At 69.0% G+C, this 16,217-nt stretch carries 15 protein-coding genes; 6 read left to right on the forward strand and 9 right to left on the reverse strand.

All coding sequences use genetic code 11. The features are described 5' to 3' along the window. Positions 1–38: 38 nt before the first annotated feature. The 5 genes from gap to OG984_RS02340 all read left to right on the forward strand — a co-directional run bounded on the left by gap (position 39) and on the right by OG984_RS02340 (position 3,863). Entirely contained in the window at positions 39–1,037 is a 999-nt protein-coding gene (gene gap / locus OG984_RS02320; RefSeq protein WP_328530062.1) for a type I glyceraldehyde-3-phosphate dehydrogenase, read from the forward strand. Between the two features lie 38 nt (positions 1,038–1,075). After that, complete coding sequence (locus OG984_RS02325) at positions 1,076–2,299, forward strand: phosphoglycerate kinase (RefSeq protein ID WP_328530063.1); 1,224 nt, start codon at positions 1,076–1,078, stop codon at positions 2,297–2,299. Next, the gene (tpiA, locus tag OG984_RS02330; protein WP_328530064.1) at positions 2,299–3,111 is read left to right on the forward strand and encodes a triose-phosphate isomerase; all 813 of its coding nucleotides are present in this window, start codon (positions 2,299–2,301) and stop codon (positions 3,109–3,111) included. The genes OG984_RS02325 and tpiA overlap by 1 nt, the downstream gene beginning before the upstream one ends. A gap of 30 nt (positions 3,112–3,141) precedes the next feature. After that, entirely contained in the window at positions 3,142–3,372 is a 231-nt protein-coding gene (gene secG, locus OG984_RS02335) for a preprotein translocase subunit SecG (protein ID WP_008357155.1), read from the forward strand. A gap of 131 nt (positions 3,373–3,503) precedes the next feature. Then, a complete protein-coding gene (locus tag OG984_RS02340; protein WP_008357153.1) occupies positions 3,504–3,863 on the forward strand; it encodes an RNA polymerase-binding protein RbpA in 360 nt (119 codons plus the stop codon). 160 nt (positions 3,864–4,023) lie between these two features. Here OG984_RS02340 and OG984_RS02345 read toward each other — a convergent pair whose 3' ends face one another. From OG984_RS02345 to tkt, 6 genes are all read right to left on the reverse strand, one after another. Then, a complete protein-coding gene (locus OG984_RS02345) occupies positions 4,024–4,992 on the reverse strand; it encodes a type IV toxin-antitoxin system AbiEi family antitoxin domain-containing protein (protein ID WP_328530065.1) in 969 nt (322 codons plus the stop codon). A 170-nt stretch (positions 4,993–5,162) separates the two neighbouring features. Further along, positions 5,163–6,347, reverse strand: a complete 1,185-nt coding sequence (locus tag OG984_RS02350; RefSeq protein WP_328530066.1) for an endonuclease — start codon at positions 6,345–6,347, stop codon at positions 5,163–5,165. 148 nt (positions 6,348–6,495) lie between these two features. Then, positions 6,496–7,239: a 6-phosphogluconolactonase gene (pgl, locus tag OG984_RS02355; RefSeq protein ID WP_328530067.1), complete on the reverse strand. Its 744-nt coding sequence runs from the start codon at positions 7,237–7,239 to the stop codon at positions 6,496–6,498. Next, the gene (gene pgi, locus OG984_RS02360; protein WP_328530068.1) at positions 7,236–8,891 is read right to left on the reverse strand and encodes a glucose-6-phosphate isomerase; all 1,656 of its coding nucleotides are present in this window, start codon (positions 8,889–8,891) and stop codon (positions 7,236–7,238) included. Before pgi ends, pgl begins: the two co-directional genes overlap by 4 nt. Further along, a complete protein-coding gene (tal, locus tag OG984_RS02365; RefSeq protein WP_328530069.1) occupies positions 8,891–9,994 on the reverse strand; it encodes a transaldolase in 1,104 nt (367 codons plus the stop codon). The genes pgi and tal overlap by 1 nt, the downstream gene beginning before the upstream one ends. Positions 9,995–9,997: 3 nt before the next feature. After that, positions 9,998–12,109, reverse strand: a complete 2,112-nt coding sequence (gene tkt, locus OG984_RS02370) for a transketolase (protein ID WP_328530070.1) — start codon at positions 12,107–12,109, stop codon at positions 9,998–10,000. A gap of 171 nt (positions 12,110–12,280) precedes the next feature. Between tkt and OG984_RS02375 the strand changes: the two genes are divergently transcribed. Next, positions 12,281–13,216, forward strand: a complete 936-nt coding sequence (locus tag OG984_RS02375) for a heme o synthase (protein ID WP_328530071.1) — start codon at positions 12,281–12,283, stop codon at positions 13,214–13,216. Positions 13,217–13,352: 136 nt separating this feature from the next. Here the strand turns inward: OG984_RS02375 and OG984_RS02380 are convergent, their stop codons facing one another. The 3 genes from OG984_RS02380 to OG984_RS02390 are packed head-to-tail and all read right to left on the reverse strand — an operon-like array spanning position 13,353 to position 15,992. After that, a complete protein-coding gene (locus OG984_RS02380; RefSeq protein WP_328530072.1) occupies positions 13,353–14,252 on the reverse strand; it encodes a COX15/CtaA family protein in 900 nt (299 codons plus the stop codon). Next, the gene (locus tag OG984_RS02385) at positions 14,249–15,040 is read right to left on the reverse strand and encodes an ABC transporter permease (RefSeq protein ID WP_328530073.1); all 792 of its coding nucleotides are present in this window, start codon (positions 15,038–15,040) and stop codon (positions 14,249–14,251) included. Before OG984_RS02385 ends, OG984_RS02380 begins: the two co-directional genes overlap by 4 nt. Next, on the reverse strand, positions 15,033–15,992 hold the full coding sequence (locus OG984_RS02390) for an ABC transporter ATP-binding protein (protein ID WP_442940946.1): 960 nt from the start codon (positions 15,990–15,992) through the stop codon (positions 15,033–15,035). Before OG984_RS02390 ends, OG984_RS02385 begins: the two co-directional genes overlap by 8 nt. Between the last annotated feature and the right edge of the window lie 225 nt (positions 15,993–16,217).

Raw genomic sequence — 16,217 nt, forward strand, 5'->3', positions numbered from 1 at the left:
CCCGCGCACAATCTTTTCGACGCGAACCAGGAGTCCACGTGACAGTTCGAGTAGGCATCAACGGGTTCGGCCGGATCGGCCGCAACTTCTTCCGCGCGGTGCGCGCCTCCGACCTCGACATCGAGATCGTCGGGGTCAACGACCTCAGCGACAACGCAACCCTCGCGACGCTGCTGAAGTTCGACTCGATCCTCGGCCCGCTCGGCGCCGACGTGTCCGCCACCGAGGACGCGATCGTCGTCGACGGCAAGGAGATCAAGGCGTACGCAGAGCGTGACCCGGCCAACCTCAAGTGGGCCGACCTCGGCGTCGACGTCGTGATCGAGTCCACCGGCTTCTTCACCGACGCGACCAAGGCCCGCGCCCACGTCGACAACGGTGGCGCGAAGAAGGTCATCATCTCCGCCCCGGCGAAGAACGAGGACGCCACCATCGTGCTCGGCGTCAACGAGGACATCTACGACCCCGAGGCCCACGCGGTCATCTCCAACGCCTCCTGCACCACCAACTGCCTGGCGCCGCTGGCGAAGGCGCTGCACGAGGGCATCGGCATCAACCAGGGCCTGATGACCACGGTGCACGCCTACACCGCCGACCAGAACCTGCAGGACAACATCCACAAGGATCTGCGCCGTGCGCGCGCGGCCGCGCTCAACGTGGTGCCGACCTCGACCGGCGCCGCCAAGGCGATCGGCCTGGTGCTCCCGGAGCTGAAGGGCAAGCTCGACGGCTACGCGCTGCGTGTCCCGGTGCCGACCGGCTCGATCGTCGACCTCTCCTTCGAGGCCTCGCGCGAGACCTCGGTCGAGGAGATCAACTCGATCATGGAGAAGGCCGCCGACGGGAAGTACCTCGTCTATTCGACCGACCCGATCGTCTCGTCCGACATCGTGACCAACCCGGCGTCCTCGATCTTCGACGCTCCGCTGACCAAGGTGATCGGCAACCAGGTCAAGGTCGCGGCGTGGTACGACAACGAGTGGGGCTACTCCAACCGGCTCGGCGACCTGGTGGCGTACGTTGGCGCGAGCCTGTGACTCAGCGGCGCTCGCCACAGGTTAGTGTCTAGCCCGTTATGTCTCTGAATCTCACGCAGCTCATCGAGCAGGGAGTCGCGGGCAAGCGAGTCCTCGTGCGCTCCGACCTCAACGTCCCGCTGGAAGGCACCACGATCACCGACGACGGTCGGATCCGTGCGTCGGTGCCCACGATCAAGGCGCTGGCCGACGCCGGCGCCAGGGTCGTGGTGGTCGCCCACCTCGGTCGCCCCAAGGGTGAGCCGGACCCGGCCTACTCGCTGGCGCCGGTGGCGAAGCGCCTCGGCGAGCTGCTTGGTGCCGAGGTCGCCTTCGCGACCGACACCGTCGGCGACTCCGCCAGCTCGGTCGTCGGCGGCCTCGCCGACGGCCAGGTGGCCCTGCTGGAGAACGTACGCTTCAACGCCGGTGAGACCAGCAAGGACGACATCGAGCGGGCGACCTTCGCCGCCGAGCTCGCCGCCCTGGCCGACGCCTTCGTCTCCGACGGCTTCGGTGTGGTCCACCGCAAGCAGGCCTCGGTCTACGACGTGGCCAAGCTGCTCCCGAGCGCGCAGGGCGACCTGGTGGCCACCGAGATCGAGGTGCTCAAGCGGCTCACCGAGACTCCGGAGCGTCCCTATGTGGTCGTCCTCGGCGGCTCGAAGGTCTCCGACAAGCTCGGCGTGATCGACAACCTGCTCGGCAAGGCCGACAAGCTGCTCATCGGTGGCGGCATGGTCTTCACCTTCCTCAAGGCGCAGGGTTACGAGGTCGGTCAGTCGCTGCTCGAGGAGGACCAGATCCTCACCGTGCTCGGCTACCTCGAGCGGGCCGAGGAGATCGGCGTCGAGATCCTGCTGCCGACCGATGTCGTGGTCGCCGACTCCTTCGGCGACGAGGCCTCGGCCCGCGTGGTCGCCGCCAACGCGATCCCGGCCGAGTCTCTCGGGCTCGACATCGGTCCGGAGTCGGCCCAGACCTACGCGGCCGCTCTCGAGGGTGCCAAGACGGTCTTCTGGAACGGCCCCATGGGCGTCTTCGAGCAGGCCGCGTTCGCCGAGGGCACCCGCACGGTCGCCCAGGCGCTCACCACGGTCGACGGCCTCTCGGTCGTCGGCGGCGGTGACTCGGCCGCGGCGATCCGCCAGCTCGGGTTCTCCGACGACCAGTTCGGCCACATCTCGACCGGTGGCGGTGCCTCGCTCGAATACCTCGAGGGCAAGACGCTTCCGGGCGTCGCCGTGCTCGACGAGACCACCGTGGTCGGAGGGCTCGGCTGATGGCGGCCAAGAAGAAGCCGGCCGCGGGTCGCACCCCGCTCATCGCGGGCAACTGGAAGATGAACCTCAACCACCAAGAAGCGGTGGTCCTGGTCCAGAAGCTCGCCTGGACGCTCTCCGACAAGCGTCACGACTTCGGGGCCGTCGAGGTGGCGGTCTTCCCGCCGTTCACCGACATCCGTTCGGTGCAGACGCTGGTCGACGGCGACAAGATGCGGATCACCTACGGTGCGCAGAACGTCTCGACCCACGAGTCCGGCGCCTACACCGGTGAGGTCTCGGCCTCGATGCTGGCCAAGCTCGGCTGCTCCTACGTGATCGTGGGCCACTCCGAGCGTCGTGAGCACTACGGCGAGACCGACGAGATCGTGGCCCAGAAGGCGAAGATCGCGCTCAAGCACAAGATCACCCCGATCGTCTGCGTCGGCGAGGGCCTCGAGATCCGCCAGGCCGGCAACCACCTCGACCACTGCACCGGCCAGGCCGAGGCTTCGCTGGCCGGTCTCACCGACGCCGAGGTCGCCGAGGTGGTGATCGCCTACGAACCGGTCTGGGCGATCGGCACGGGGGAGACCGCCACCGCTCAGGACGCCCAGGAGGTCTGCGCCGGCATCCGCGAGCGGCTCGAGAAGGTCTACGGGGCCGAGGTGGCCGGTGGCGTACGCATCCTCTACGGCGGCTCCGTGAAGCCCAACAACGTGGCCGCGCTGATGCAGGAGAGCGACGTCGATGGTGCCCTCGTCGGCGGTGCGAGCCTCTCGGTGGAGGACTTCGCGGCGATCTCGCGCTATTACGACCTACCGGTGCTGTAGGTTTCAGGGCCTCCAGATAGGATTTCAGACGTGGAACTTCTCTTCACCATCATCCTGGTCATCGCGAGCGCGCTGATGATCCTGCTCGTGCTGCTCCACAAGGGCCGCGGTGGCGGACTCTCCGACATGTTCGGCGGTGGCGTCTCGAGCTCGCTGGGTGGATCCTCGGTCGTGGAGCGCAACCTCGACCGGCTCACCATCGGTATCGGTGTGATCTGGTTCGCCTGTGTGATCGCGCTCGGCCTGCTGATGGCCTACTGAAACATTCCCCTTCAGCGCACGCGCGATAGCGTCTAAACTCATCGACGCTGGACGGAGATTTTGCCGTCCGATCCCCCAAAGTGGCCTCTCGGGGCTGCGAACTTTAAGTTGAGAGAGGACACCGCAGCACCATGGCAGGTGGAGGGAACGCGATTCGGGGCTCCCGGGTCGGTGCTGGGCCGATGGGTGAGGCGGAGCGCGGCGAAGCTGCGCCACGAAAGGCCGTCACCTACTTCTGCGCCAACGCACATCGCTCGGTCATCACCTTCGCCGTCGAGGCGACGCCACCGGACTCCTGGGACTGCCCCAAGTGTGGGCTCCCCGCGGGTCTCGACGAGGAGAACGCGCCCCCGGCGCCGAAGATCGAGCCTTACAAGACGCACCTCGCCTACGTGAAGGAGCGCCGCTCCGACGCCGAGGCCGAGGACATCCTGGAGGAGGCCATCGCCCTGCTCCGCTCCCGCCGCAAATCCGGCGAGATCATCTTCTGAAAACACCCGCCGAGTCGGCGCATCTGCTCCACGCAGAAGCGCCGACTCGGCGCATTTGTCCCGCTTGTCGGGCGCGAGTCGGCGCGTCAGTCCCGTCTGATGCGGACGAGTCGGCGCGTCAGTCCCGTCTGATGCGGACGAGTCGGCGCAACTGTCCCGGTCAGCTCGCCAGTCGTCCACCGCGCCGCCGGAGCGCCCGATGGTGCAGTTGCCGAATGCGTACGTCGGCGTCTCCGGTCCGCGTGAAGAGGTCGCCCTTCGTGAAAGCCTCGACCAGCCATCCTTCTCGGCACACGTCCAGACGCCGTTCCCGGTCACGTACCTGCTGGCCGGGGGAGGAGTGCCACTCCGCGCCGTCGTACTCGACGGCAGCGAGAAGGTCCTCGTTCGCCAGATCGAGGCGGGCGACGAACTCCCCGGTCACGGTGAGGATCTCGACCTGCGGCGTCATCGGAAACCGGGCTTGATGGCAGCGCAGACCGAGCACCGCCTCGGGAGGTGACTCGAACCGACCGTCCGCCAGCGGACCGACACCACGAAGCGTGGTGACCCATCGCTGACCGCGGAACTGTTCGATTCCCTCGACGAACTCGCCGGGTTCGTACGCACCGAGCCGGTGCATCATCGACATCCCGGCGATCGCCTCGTCAGGCCAGCGGACGCGCCCGAGATCCCAGGCAGTACGCAGCGCAGTGGTGACCCGCAGGCCACCGACCTCGATCGTCTCAGCGTCCTTCACGTCGCGTTCCCCGCTACTGGCGATGTCGTTGCGGAGCCGGCCGCGACCGGCCGGGCGGAAGAACGAGAGCGGCCGAAGGCTGAGGTGCTCGCCGGGAGCGAGGATCATCTCGGCTCCGAGGAGCCAGCCGGCATGTCGGTCGACGACGATGCAGTCGGTGGGTGCGACCAGTCTCAAGCACGCGGCGCGGACGGCCAGGGAGTCGCCCGCCTCGGTGGCCAGATACACGCCCTTGATGGGGCGGCGTACCAGGCCCGTCTCGAGAAGCGTGCTTAGCCGCCTCCGTGAGATCCCCGCTTCGCGGGCCATCTTGAAGGTGAAGGGCTCGGTCGCCGGCAACGGGAAGGTGCTCCCGAGGCTTCCGTTGAACAGCATCTCGTTGATGTCCATGCCCAGAGTCTGGGAGTCAGTCCCCGGCACCGCCACCGGACAACGGCGGGCTGTGGAAAAGTCTGTGGACAACGTGGGACTGACGCGCCGACTCGCGTCGTTCGGGTGGGACTGACGCGCCGAGTCGGCGCCTCTGCTTGGGACAGATGAGCCGACTCGGCGGGGGTTGGTCAGCAGGAGGCGCCGAAGATCGACTCGGCGTACTCCGGGTGGTCGATGAACGGGTTCCGGTTGTGCTGGTAGGTCGAGTAGACCTTGTTGTTGCGGGTGCGCTCGGCGGTGGTGACGGGGTCGGCGCTGTGCCAGCTCAGGAGGACGCAGACCTTGCCGAGGTAGTTGGTCGAGCCGTTGATGGAGTTGTTGACCTCCAGGTCGGCGAAGCCGTCGTCGCCGTTGTAGCGCACGGCCATGTAGAGGATGCCGCGGGCCAGATCGCCCTTGACGCTGTCGCGGGGCTCGAAGGAGTCGGCGTCGGTCCAGCAGTCGCTGCACTCCGCGACGGCGGATCCACCGAGGTCGAAGTCCTTGCTGCCCCGGGTGGAGTTGACGGTGACGTCCTCGGGCCGCAGGTGGTGTACGTCGGTGCCGGGGCCGTTGCTGGTGCCGAAGTCCCCGTGACTCTGCGGCCAGGTGTGCTCGCGGTTCCAGTTGTTGGCGTCGCCGCCGTTGTTGGTCTTCGGTGTGGAGACGCCGGAGTAGAACTCGATGACGTTCGCGGAGTTGTTCGGGTCCTGGTCGAGCACCTTCAACGCCTCCCACACCGCGCTGTAGGACATCGTGGTGTGGCCGTCGATGATGTTGTGCAGCGCCGACTTCAGCGCCGAGCCGGACAGGCCTGCGGCGGAGTCGTAGTAGCCCGCCGGGATGTTCGGGTCCGGCGTGGGGCTGGTGGTCGGGGTGGGGGTCGGGGTCGGCGTGGAGCCGGCGAACGCGAACGCGGTGGCGTTCTTGTGCCCGGGGTGGGAGAAATAGGCCGTCAGAGTGCCGGTCACGTCGATCTGGCGCCCCTTCAGGCTCGGGTTGGACCGAAGGCCCCACGAGCTGCGGAAGGCGTCGGGGATCTGCACGTAGAGCATCCTCGACGTGCTGGTCTCCGCGGCCGAGTCGGCGATCGCGAGGGCGTAGTCGCTGGGGTAGTTGCTGGTCACGACGGTGTTGGTCGCGGTGGGCTGGCCGACGACGTAGCCGCGCACCGTGGCCGTCGAGCCGTTCTGGGTGGCGATCGCCGTGGATACGGTGATCGTGGCCGCCTGGGCCGGGGCGGTCGTGATGACGACCGCCATGAAGCTCGCCAGGGCGAGGGCAACGAGGCTGGCCAGGGTGAGGCGCAGCCGCCGAGAGGCGCTGAAGGACATGCTCGGATGGTGGCAGTCGCCAGGTGGCCGGGGAACCCGCTGCGGGAAAGATTTACCTGCCGTTAGCAACCTGGGTAACGGAGTTCCCGAGACATTTGCGCCGACTCGGCGCTCCTGGGTGGGACAGTCGCGCCGAGTCGGGAGGGGGTCAGAGCTTGGACGCGGCCGCGCGGTCCAGGAACCAGGTCGTCTCGTTGGTGCCGATGACGCCGGTGGCGGGGATCTCGCTGATCGGGGCGCCGGCGTGGGCCTTGGCGACCGCCTCGGCCTTGCCTTCGCCGCTGACCAGGAACCACACGGTCGAGGACCGTCGCAGGGCCTCGAAGGTGAAGGTGATGCGCTCGGGCGGGGGCTTGGGGGAGCCGGTCACGCCGACGGCGATCGCGTCCTTCGCCTCGAGCTGCGGGAACCCGGGGAAGAGGGAGGCGATGTGGCCGTCGGGGCCGACGCCGAGCATCAGGATGTCGAAGCCGCCCGAGCCGTGGCTGCGTACGTCCTCGGAGAACTGCGCCGCAGCCTCGTCGACGCTCAGACCGGAGTCGGTGGCGGGCATCTCGTGGATGCGGTGGTCCGGGACGCCGACCTCGGTCAGGAACGCGGCGCGGGCCTGGCCCGCGTTGCGGTCGGGGGAGTCGGAGGCGACGTAGCGCTCGTCGCCGAAGAAGAACTCGACCGCACCCCAGTCGACGCCCGACTCGGGCGCCAGGCGGGCGATCTCACGGTGGATGGCCTCGGCGATCGTGCCGCCGGTGAGGCCGATGGTGGGTACGTCGCCTGCGGCCTGCAGGTCGGCCAGGCGACTGAGGAACTCCCCGGCCACCGCCGAAGCCAGCGCCTCGGCGGTGTCGTGGACCTCGATGAGTGACTCGGGATGACCGTCGCGGGTCGTCACGCTCGCTTCTCTCTGTAGTAGGCGATGAGGGACTGGGTGGAGGTGTCCTGCTGCTCGGCGGTCTTCGCGTCGCCGGAGACGGCCGGGCTGATCTGCAGGGCGAGCTGCTTGCCGAGCTCGACGCCCCACTGGTCGAAGGAGTCGATGCCCCACACCACACCCTGGGTGAAGGTGATGTGCTCGTAGAGGGCGATCAGCTGACCCAGCACACCGGGGGTCAGCGACGGAGCCATGATCGACGTGGTCGGCCGGTTGCCGGAGAAGACCCGCGCGTTGACGATGTTCTCCGCGGTGCCCTCGGCGCGCACCTGCTCGGCGGTCTTGCCGAAGGCCAGTGCCTGGGTCTGGGCGAAGAAGTTGGCCAGGAACAGCTCGTGCACGTCGATGTCGCCGTCCGCGAGGGGATAGGCGGGGTTGGCGAACGCGATGAAGTCGGCCGGGATGACCCGGGTGCCCTGGTGGATCAGCTGGTAGAACGCGTGCTGGCCGTTGGTGCCGGGCTCGCCCCAGAAGACCTCGCCGGTCGCCGAGGTCACCGCGGTGCCATCCCAGCGCACCGACTTGCCGTTGGACTCCATCGTCAGCTGCTGCAGGTACGCAGGGAACCGGTGCAGCAGCTGGGAGTAGGGCAGCACGGCGTGGGTCTGAGCGTCGAAGAAGTTGACGTACCAGACGTTCAGGAGACCCATCAGCGCCGGCACGTTCCGGTCGAGCGGCGTGGTGCGGAAGTGCTCGTCGATCGCGTGGAAGCCGCCGAGGAACTCGGTGAAGGCCTCCGGCCCGATGGCGATCGCCAGGGAGGTGCCGATGGCGGAGTCGACGGAGTAGCGGCCGCCGACCCAGTCCCAGAAGCCGAAGGCGTTCTCCGGGTCGATCCCGAAGTTGGCGACCTTGTCCAGCGCGGTGGAGACGGCCACGAAGTGCTTCTTCACCGCGTCGGCGGCGTCCACGTCGTCGCCCAGCGCATCGAGCAGCCAGGAGCGCGCCAGGCGGGCGTTGGTCAGCGTCTCCAGTGTCGAGAAGGTCTTCGAGGAGACGATGAACAGCGTCGTCGCCGGGTCGAGCCCCTTGAGCGTCATGCCGGCGTCGGTGGGGTCGATGTTGGAGATGAACCGGCACTCGATCTCCGGGTGGCGGAACGGCTCCAGCGCCTCGTACGCCATCACCGGCCCCAGGTCGGAACCGCCGATGCCGATGTTGACGACCGCGCGGATCCGCTCGCCGGTGACGCCCTTCCACTCCCCGGACCGGACCCGGTCGGCGAAGGCGTAGACCTTCTTCAGCGTCTCGTGGACCGCGGGCACGACGTCGGTGCCGTCGACGACGAGGGACGCGTCGGCGGGAAGACGCAGCGCGGTGTGGAGCACCGCGCGGTCCTCGGTGACGTTGATGTGCTCGCCGGCGAGCATCGCGTCACGCCGCGCCTCCAGGCCGACCTGCTCGGCGAGCGCCAGCAGCTCGGCCAGGAGCTCGTCGGTGAGGAGGTTCTTGGAGAGGTCGACGTGGAGATCGGCCGCCTCGAAGGTGAAGCGTGAGGCCCGGCCGGGATCATCGGCGAACCACGAGCGCAGGTCGGGCTCAAGGCCGTCCCGTCGCTCGGTGAGTGCCTTCCAAGCGTCTGTCGTGGTCGCGTCGACCGGGCCCCCGCTCACTACTTGACCGCCTCGATCTGGCCCTTGACGGTGTCGACGAGCTCGACCCAGGAGGCCTTGAACTTGTCCACGCCCTCGGTCTCCAGCACCTCGAAGACGTCGTCGAGGTCGACCCCGACCGAGCGCAGCGACTCGAAGACGGCGGCGGCCTCGGCGCCCTTGCCGGTGACGACGTCGCCCTTGACCTCACCGTGGTCGGCGAAGGCCTCCATGGTCTTCTCCGGCATGGTGTTGACGGTGTCGGCGACGACCAGGTCGGTGACGTAGAGGGTGTCGGGGTAGGCCGGGTTCTTGACGCCGGTCGAGGCCCACAGCGGCCGCTGGGCGTTGGCGCCCGCGCCGGCCAGCGCGGTCCAGCGCTCGCTCTGGTGCACCTCCTCGAAGGCGGCGTACGCAGCGATGGCGTTGGCCACCGCGGCCTTGCCCAGCAGCGCGCTGGCCTCGGGCGTGCCGATGGCCTCGAGCCGCTTGTCGATCTCGGTGTCCACGCGGGAGACGAAGAACGAGGCGACGCTGCGGATCGCGGACAAGTCCTTGCCGGCGGCCTTGGCCTGCTCCAGACCGGTCAGGTAGGCGTCCATCACCGCGCGGTAGCGCTCGACCGAGAAGATCAGGGTCACGTTGACCGAGATGCCCTCGGCGATCGCGGCGGTGATCGCCGGCAGGCCCTCGAGGGTCGCCGGGATCTTGATCAGCGCGTTGGGGCGGTCGACCTCGGCCCACAGCGCCTTGGCGGAGGCGATCGTCGCGTCGGTGTCGTTGGCCAGGGTCGGCTCGACCTCGATCGAGACCCGGCCGTCGTCCTTGGTCGCCTCGGCGACCGGGGCGAGGATGTCGCAGGCGTTGCGTACGTCCCGGGTGGTGAGGCCGAAGATGATCTCGTCGACGTTCTTGCCCTCGGCCACGAGCGAGCGGAGCTGCTCGTCGTAGCGCTCGCCGTTGGCGATCGCGGCGGCGAAGATGGTCGGGTTGGTGGTCACCCCGACGACGGACTTCTCCTTGACGAGCTCGGCGAGGTTGCCGGTCTCGATCCGCTCGCGGGAGAGGTCGTCGAGCCAGATGGATACGCCGGCCTCGGCCAGCGCCTTGAGACGGTCAGACATATTTCATGCTCCCTTGTTGATGGCGGCGAGGCTCTCCTTGGCGGCCGTGACGACCGCCTCGGGGGTGAAGCCGTACTCCTTGAACAGCAGCGCCCCGGACGCCGAGGCACCGAAGTGCTCCAGCGAGACGATCCGGCCGGCGTCGCCGACGTACTCCCGCCAGCCCTGCTTCACGCCCGCCTCGACGCTGACGCGCGCCTTGACGTTGGGCGGGATCACCGAGTCGCGGTAGTCCTGGTCCTGGGCGTCGAACCACTCCAGGCAGGGCAGCGAGACCACGCGGGCGCCGATGCCCTCCTTCGCCAGCTCCTCGCGGGCGGCGACGGCGTACTGCACCTCGGAGCCGGTGCCGAGCAGCACGACGTCGACGGTCCCGGTGGGGGAGTCGAGGAGTACGTAGCCACCCTTCGCCACACCCTCCGTGGTCGCGTAGCCGTCGACCCCGCGCGGGAACGTCGGCAGCGCCTGACGGGTCAGGATGAGCGCCGAGGGGCGGTCGTGGTGCTTGAGCACCTCGAGCCACGCGGCGGCGGTCTCGTTGGCGTCGGCGGGCCGGACCACGTCGAGGCCCGGGATGGCCCGGACCGCGGCGAGGTGCTCGACCGGCTGGTGGGTCGGGCCGTCCTCACCCAGGCCGACGGAGTCGTGGGTCCAGACGTGGATCACCGGCAGCTTGGACAGCGCCCCGACGCGTACGGCGCCGCGCATGTAGTCGGAGAACTGGAAGAACGTGCCGCCGAAGGCCTTGGTGGGCGAGTGGGCAACGATGCCGTTGAGGATCGCGCCCATGGCGTGCTCGCGGATGCCGAAGTGGAGCACGCGGCCGGCGTAGGGGTCGCCCTTCCACTCGTGGGTCGAGCGGTCCTCGGGCACGAAGCTCGGCGCACCGGAGATCGTGGTGTTGTTGGAGCCGGCGAGGTCGGCCGAGCCGCCCCACAGCTCGGGCAGCACCGGGGCGAGGGCGTTGATCACCTTGCCGGAGGCGGCACGGGTGGCGATGCCCTTGGCGTCGGCCTCGAAGAACGGCAGCGCGTCGGCGATGCCGTCGGGGAGCTCCCCGGCCTGCATCCGCTCGAGCAGCTTCGCGCGCTCCGGGTTGGCCTCGGCCCAGGCGGCCTCCTCGGCACGCCAGGCCTCCTCGGCCTTCTCGCCGCGCTCGATGAGCTTGCGGGTGTGGGCGAGCACCTCGGGGTCGACGTCGAAGGACTTGGCCGGGTCGAAGCCCAGCACCTTCTTGGTCGCGGCGACCTCCTCGACGCCGAGCGCCGAGCCGTGCGCGGCCTCGGTGTTCTGCGCGTTGGGGGCCGGCCAGGCGATGATCGTACGCAGCACGATCAGCGACGGCTGGTCGGTGACCTCGGCAGCGGCGTTGATCGCGTCGAAGAGCGCCGGCACGTCCTCGGTGTAGCCGGTGCCGTCGTGGGTCCAGTCGACCTCCTGGACGTGCCAGCCGTAGGCGCGGTAGCGGGCGGCGACGTCCTCGGTGAACGCGACGTTGGTGTCACCCTCGATCGAGATCCGGTTGGCGTCGTAGATCATCGTGAGGTTGCCGAGCTTCTGCGTGCCGGCGATCGAGCTGGCCTCGCCGCTGACGCCCTCCTGCAGGTCGCCGTCACCGGCCAGGACGTAGGTCTTGTGGTCGAACGGGCTCGGCTGGTCGACCGGGGTGTCCGGGTCGAGCAGGCCGCGCAGCCGGCGCTGGGCCATCGCGATGCCGACGGCGTTGGCGACACCCTGGCCGAGCGGGCCGGTGGTCACCTCCACGCCGCGGGTGTGGCCGCGCTCGGGGTGACCCGGGGTCAGCGAGCCCCAGGTGCGCAGGCTCTCCAGGTCGCCGAGCTCGAGGCCGAAGCCGCCGAGGTAGAGCTGGATGTAGAGGGTCACGCTCGAGTGGCCGACGGAGAGCACGAACCGGTCACGGCCGAGCCAGTCGGTGTCGGCGGGGTTGTGCTTCATCACCTTCTGGAAGAGCAGGTACGCCGCCGGCGCCAGGCTCATCGCGGTGCCAGGGTGGCCGTTGCCGACCTTCTGCACGGAGTCCATGGCGAGAACGCGGACGGTGTCCACGGCCTTGCTGTCCAGATCGGTCCACTCGAGTACAGGTTTGGTGCTCACGAGGTGCCTTTTCAAATCGGTGGATTCCACATGGGAGGTTCTTGGGCTGGCCGTGGGGGGCTGCCGAATCCGAGCCTACTCACGCCCCGGGTTAGACTGCGAGCCGCATGCTGTGAACTGCTTGTATGAGCCGCATGTGACGCCTCAACCCGATCGAGAAGGATCTTCTCAGTGACGCACGTCGAACAGCCGGTCCCCGACCTCGACCAGCGTAGCGACCGCGCGTCAATGCGCGATGTCATCTCGGCGTACGTCTCCCTGACGAAGCCCCGCGTGATCGAGCTGCTGCTGCTGACCACCGTGCCGGTGATGTTCTTCGCCGCGCAGGGCGTCCCGGGCGTCGGCCTCGTCGCCGCCACCGTCGTCGGCGGGATCTTCTCGGCCGGATCGGCCTCGGTCTTCAACTGCGTGTACGACCGCGACATCGACGAGCAGATGAGGCGTACGCGACGCCGGGCCCTGCCGCGCCACGTGGTCACCCCGCGTGCCGCCCTGATCTTCGGCTCGGTGCTGGCCGTGCTCTCGGTGCTGGTGCTCGGATTCTTCGTCAACTGGCTCTCCGCGGGCCTGTCGCTGGCCGCCAACGCGTTCTACGTCTTCGTCTACACGATGCTGCTCAAGCGGCGCACCACCCAGAACATCGTCTGGGGCGGCATCGCCGGCTGCTTCCCGACCCTGATCGGCTGGACCGCGGTCACCAACCAGGTCTCCTGGGAGCCGCTGATCCTGTTCATGGTCGTCTTCTTCTGGACCCCGCCGCACACCTGGGCGCTGGCGCTGCGCTACCGCGAGGACTACGCGCAGGTCGACGTCCCGATGCTGCCGGTGGTCAAGTCCGCCCGCCACGTCGGCGGCCAGATCGTGGCCTACTCCTGGGTCATGGTCGCCACCTCGCTGCTGATGTGGCCGATGGCCTCCACCGGCTGGCTCTACCCGGTTGCCGCCATCGCCCTCGGCGCCGTCTTCCTCGTCCAGGCCCACCAGCTGCACGCGCGGGCCAAGGGCACCGAGGACCTCACCAAGATCCGCCCGATGCAGCTCTTCCACTCGAGCAACCTCTACCTGAGCCTGCTCTTCGTAGCCCTCGCGGTCGACCCGCTGTTCTGATTGCGATTGCTTCGCAGTTCGCGCAGCGCTTGCGCTTGATCCTCGTCTTCCTCCGCTCCGTTCGTCGCTGGCGCTCCTCACTGCGCTGCGTCCAGACGAGGAGCGCTTCAGCGCTGGGCGCTGAGGACTGCGAGGTTCAGGCGTGGGCGCGGACGGAGCAGACGACGCGGGCGAGGCCGGCGGAGATCAGGGCGGCGCCGAGCATGTGGAAGCCGACCAGGACGACCGGGAGGTCGGTGAGGTACTGCACCCAGCCGATCAGGCCCTGGGCGAGCTCGATGACCAGCAGCACGATCGTGACCTGACGGACGTACGCGTGCTTGCGGCCGAGCCACAGCGTCACCAGGGTCGCCGCGATGAGCACGTAGACGGCGTAGGCGTGGATGTGGGACATCATCGCCGGGTCGAGGCCGGTACGCCGGGACTCGAGGTCTCCGGAGTGAGGGCCGGAGCCGGTCACGACGGTGCCGAGCCAGAGCGAGAGCCAGCCGACGACGAAGGTGACGAGCGCGGCGGTGCGGACGCTGCGGGGCGCGGCCTCGCGCTCGGGCGAGCGGAGCTCGTCGAGGAGCCAGACGCACAGGCCGACCATCGCCATCGAGGCGAGCAGGTGGAGCGCGACGACGTAGGGGTTGAGCTCGGTGAGCACCGTGATGCCGCCGATGACCCCTTGGAGCGGTACGCCGCAGGCGATGATGATCGCCAGGTTTCGGATGACCCCGCGCCGGTTCCAGACGGCGATGACGACGGTGATGGCGATGGCAGCCAGGACGTAGGTCAGCAGGCGGTTGCCGAACTCGATGACCCCGTTGATCCCGAGCGCCTCGTGAGCCACGTAGGACTCCTCGGTGCACTTGGGCCAGGTCGGACAGCCGAGCCCGGAGCCGGTCAGCCGGACCACCGCGCCGGTCACGACGATCCCGATGTTGGCGACCAGGTTGGCGATGGCCAGACCGAACGCGTGGGTGCGGAGCCAGGCGAGGACCTTGTCCTTGGCCGAGGGAGCCGGGCCGGTGGCGGGTTCGGTGGATGTCATTCCCACTTGAAGGTCCTAGCTGTGAGGGTGGAGCCGAGAAGGGCCCAGATCAGGAGTACGCCGAGGTCCCGCCAGGCCGGGGCGCCGTCGAGGAAGGCGGTGCGTACCGCCTCTCCCAGCGCGCCCGAGGGCAGCCAGCGAGCGACGTCCCCGTAGGCGCCGTAAGCAGTCAGCGGCAGCACCACGGCGCCGCCGGCGAGGAGGAGCAGGTAGATGAGGTTGGCCGCGGCCAGGGTCGCCTCCGCGCGCAGGACACCGGCGACGAAGAGCCCGAGAGCGGCGAAGGCCAGGGTGCCCGTCGCGATCGCCAGGAAGAAGGCGAGGACGGTGCCGAAGCCGGCAGCCGGGGTCCAGCCGAGGATCTGGCCGACGCCACCGATGATGAACAGCTGCACGAGCTGGACGCAGCCCAGCGCGAGCACCTTCCCGGCGAGCAGGCCGGTCCGGGGGAGCGGGGAGGCGCCGAGCCGCTTGATCACGCCGTAGCGCCGCTCGAACCCGGTCGCGATCGCAAGGCTCGTGAAGGAGGTCGACATGATCGCCAGCGCCAGGACGCCGGGGGTGAGGAGGTCGACCAGAGGCCGGTCGGTGCCGAGGTCGAGGTCGATCGCGTTGCCGGCGGTGACGCCGCCGATGAGCACCATCACCGGGATCACCACGGCCAGGAGGAGCTGCTCGCCGTTGCGGAGCATCAGCTTGGCCTCCATCAGCGCCTGGGCGACCACCTGCCGGGTGATCGGGGCGCCGCCGGGCTTGGGGGTGAAGGTCCCCGTGGCCACCTCAGACATGCTCGACCCCCTCCGTGAGGAGCCCTCCGGTGAGATCGAGGAAGACGTCCTCGAGGCTCCGGCGGCCCAGCGTCAGCGACTCCGGGAGGACGTCGTTCTCCTCGCACCAGCGGCTGACCTTGGCGAGCGTGGTCGGGTCGGCCTTGCCGGTGACCCGCATCGAGCGCTCGTCCAGCAGGGTGACCTCGGTGTCCTCGCCGAGCGCCTTGCGCAGGGACTCGCGGGCACCGGGCGGGAACGGCTTGGTCACGACCAGCCGTACGGTCGCGGTCGCGCCGCCACGGGTCAGCTCCAGCGGCGTGCCGGAGGCGATCATCCGGCCGCGGTCGATGATGTGCACCTGGTCGGCCAGCTCCTCGGCCTCCTCCAGGTAGTGGGTGGTCAGCACGACGGTCACGCCGTCCGCGCGCAGCTCGCGCAGCAGCTCCCAGGTCGTACGCCGCCCCTGCGGATCCATCCCGGCGGTCGGCTCGTCCACGAACACGAGCTCGGGGCGGCCCACCAGCGCCATCGCCAGGCCGAGCCGCTGCTGCTGCCCGCCGGAGAGCCGCCGGTAGGGGGTGCGACCGCACTCGCCCAGACCCAGCCGCTCCGCCAGGTAGTCGACGTCGAGCGGATGAGCGTGCAGCCGGGCGATGTGCTTGAGCATCTCCATGGCGCGTACGCCGCTCCAGGCGCCCTGCCCCTGCAGCATCACGCCGATCCGGGGGAGCAGCTGCTTGCGGTCGGCGATCGGGTCGAGCCCGAGCACGCGCACCGTGCCCTGCTGGGGCTTGCGATAGCCCTCGCACGTCTCCAGGGTGGTCGTCTTCCCGGCCCCGTTCGGGCCGAGCACGGCCGTGATCGAGCCCTCCGCGACGCTCAGCGTGAGTCCGTCGACGGCCGTCTTGTCGCCGTAGGTCATGCGCAGGTCGCGTACCTCGACAGCAGGCCTGGCGACGGAAGATTCCACGGCGGCAGTCTAAGAAGGCGCACGCCAGGGGCCCAATCGCGTAGCGGTGATCCTGTGGATTCTTAGCTGTCTGTAAGGACGTTGGCCGCCCAACTCCCACCGAAGGACGGCCAACGCGGGGATGAGACGCGATGCCCCCGGGGCCATGACGCGGTGTCTCAGAAACAATTTCTGCTCAGAAGAGCAACAGCAAAGCCGGTCAGGAATCGAGAAGCCCCGGCGGCC

Origin of the sequence: Nocardioides sp. NBC_00368 (assembly GCF_036090055.1) — a bacterium.
Lineage (GTDB): Bacteria > Actinomycetota > Actinomycetes > Propionibacteriales > Nocardioidaceae > Nocardioides.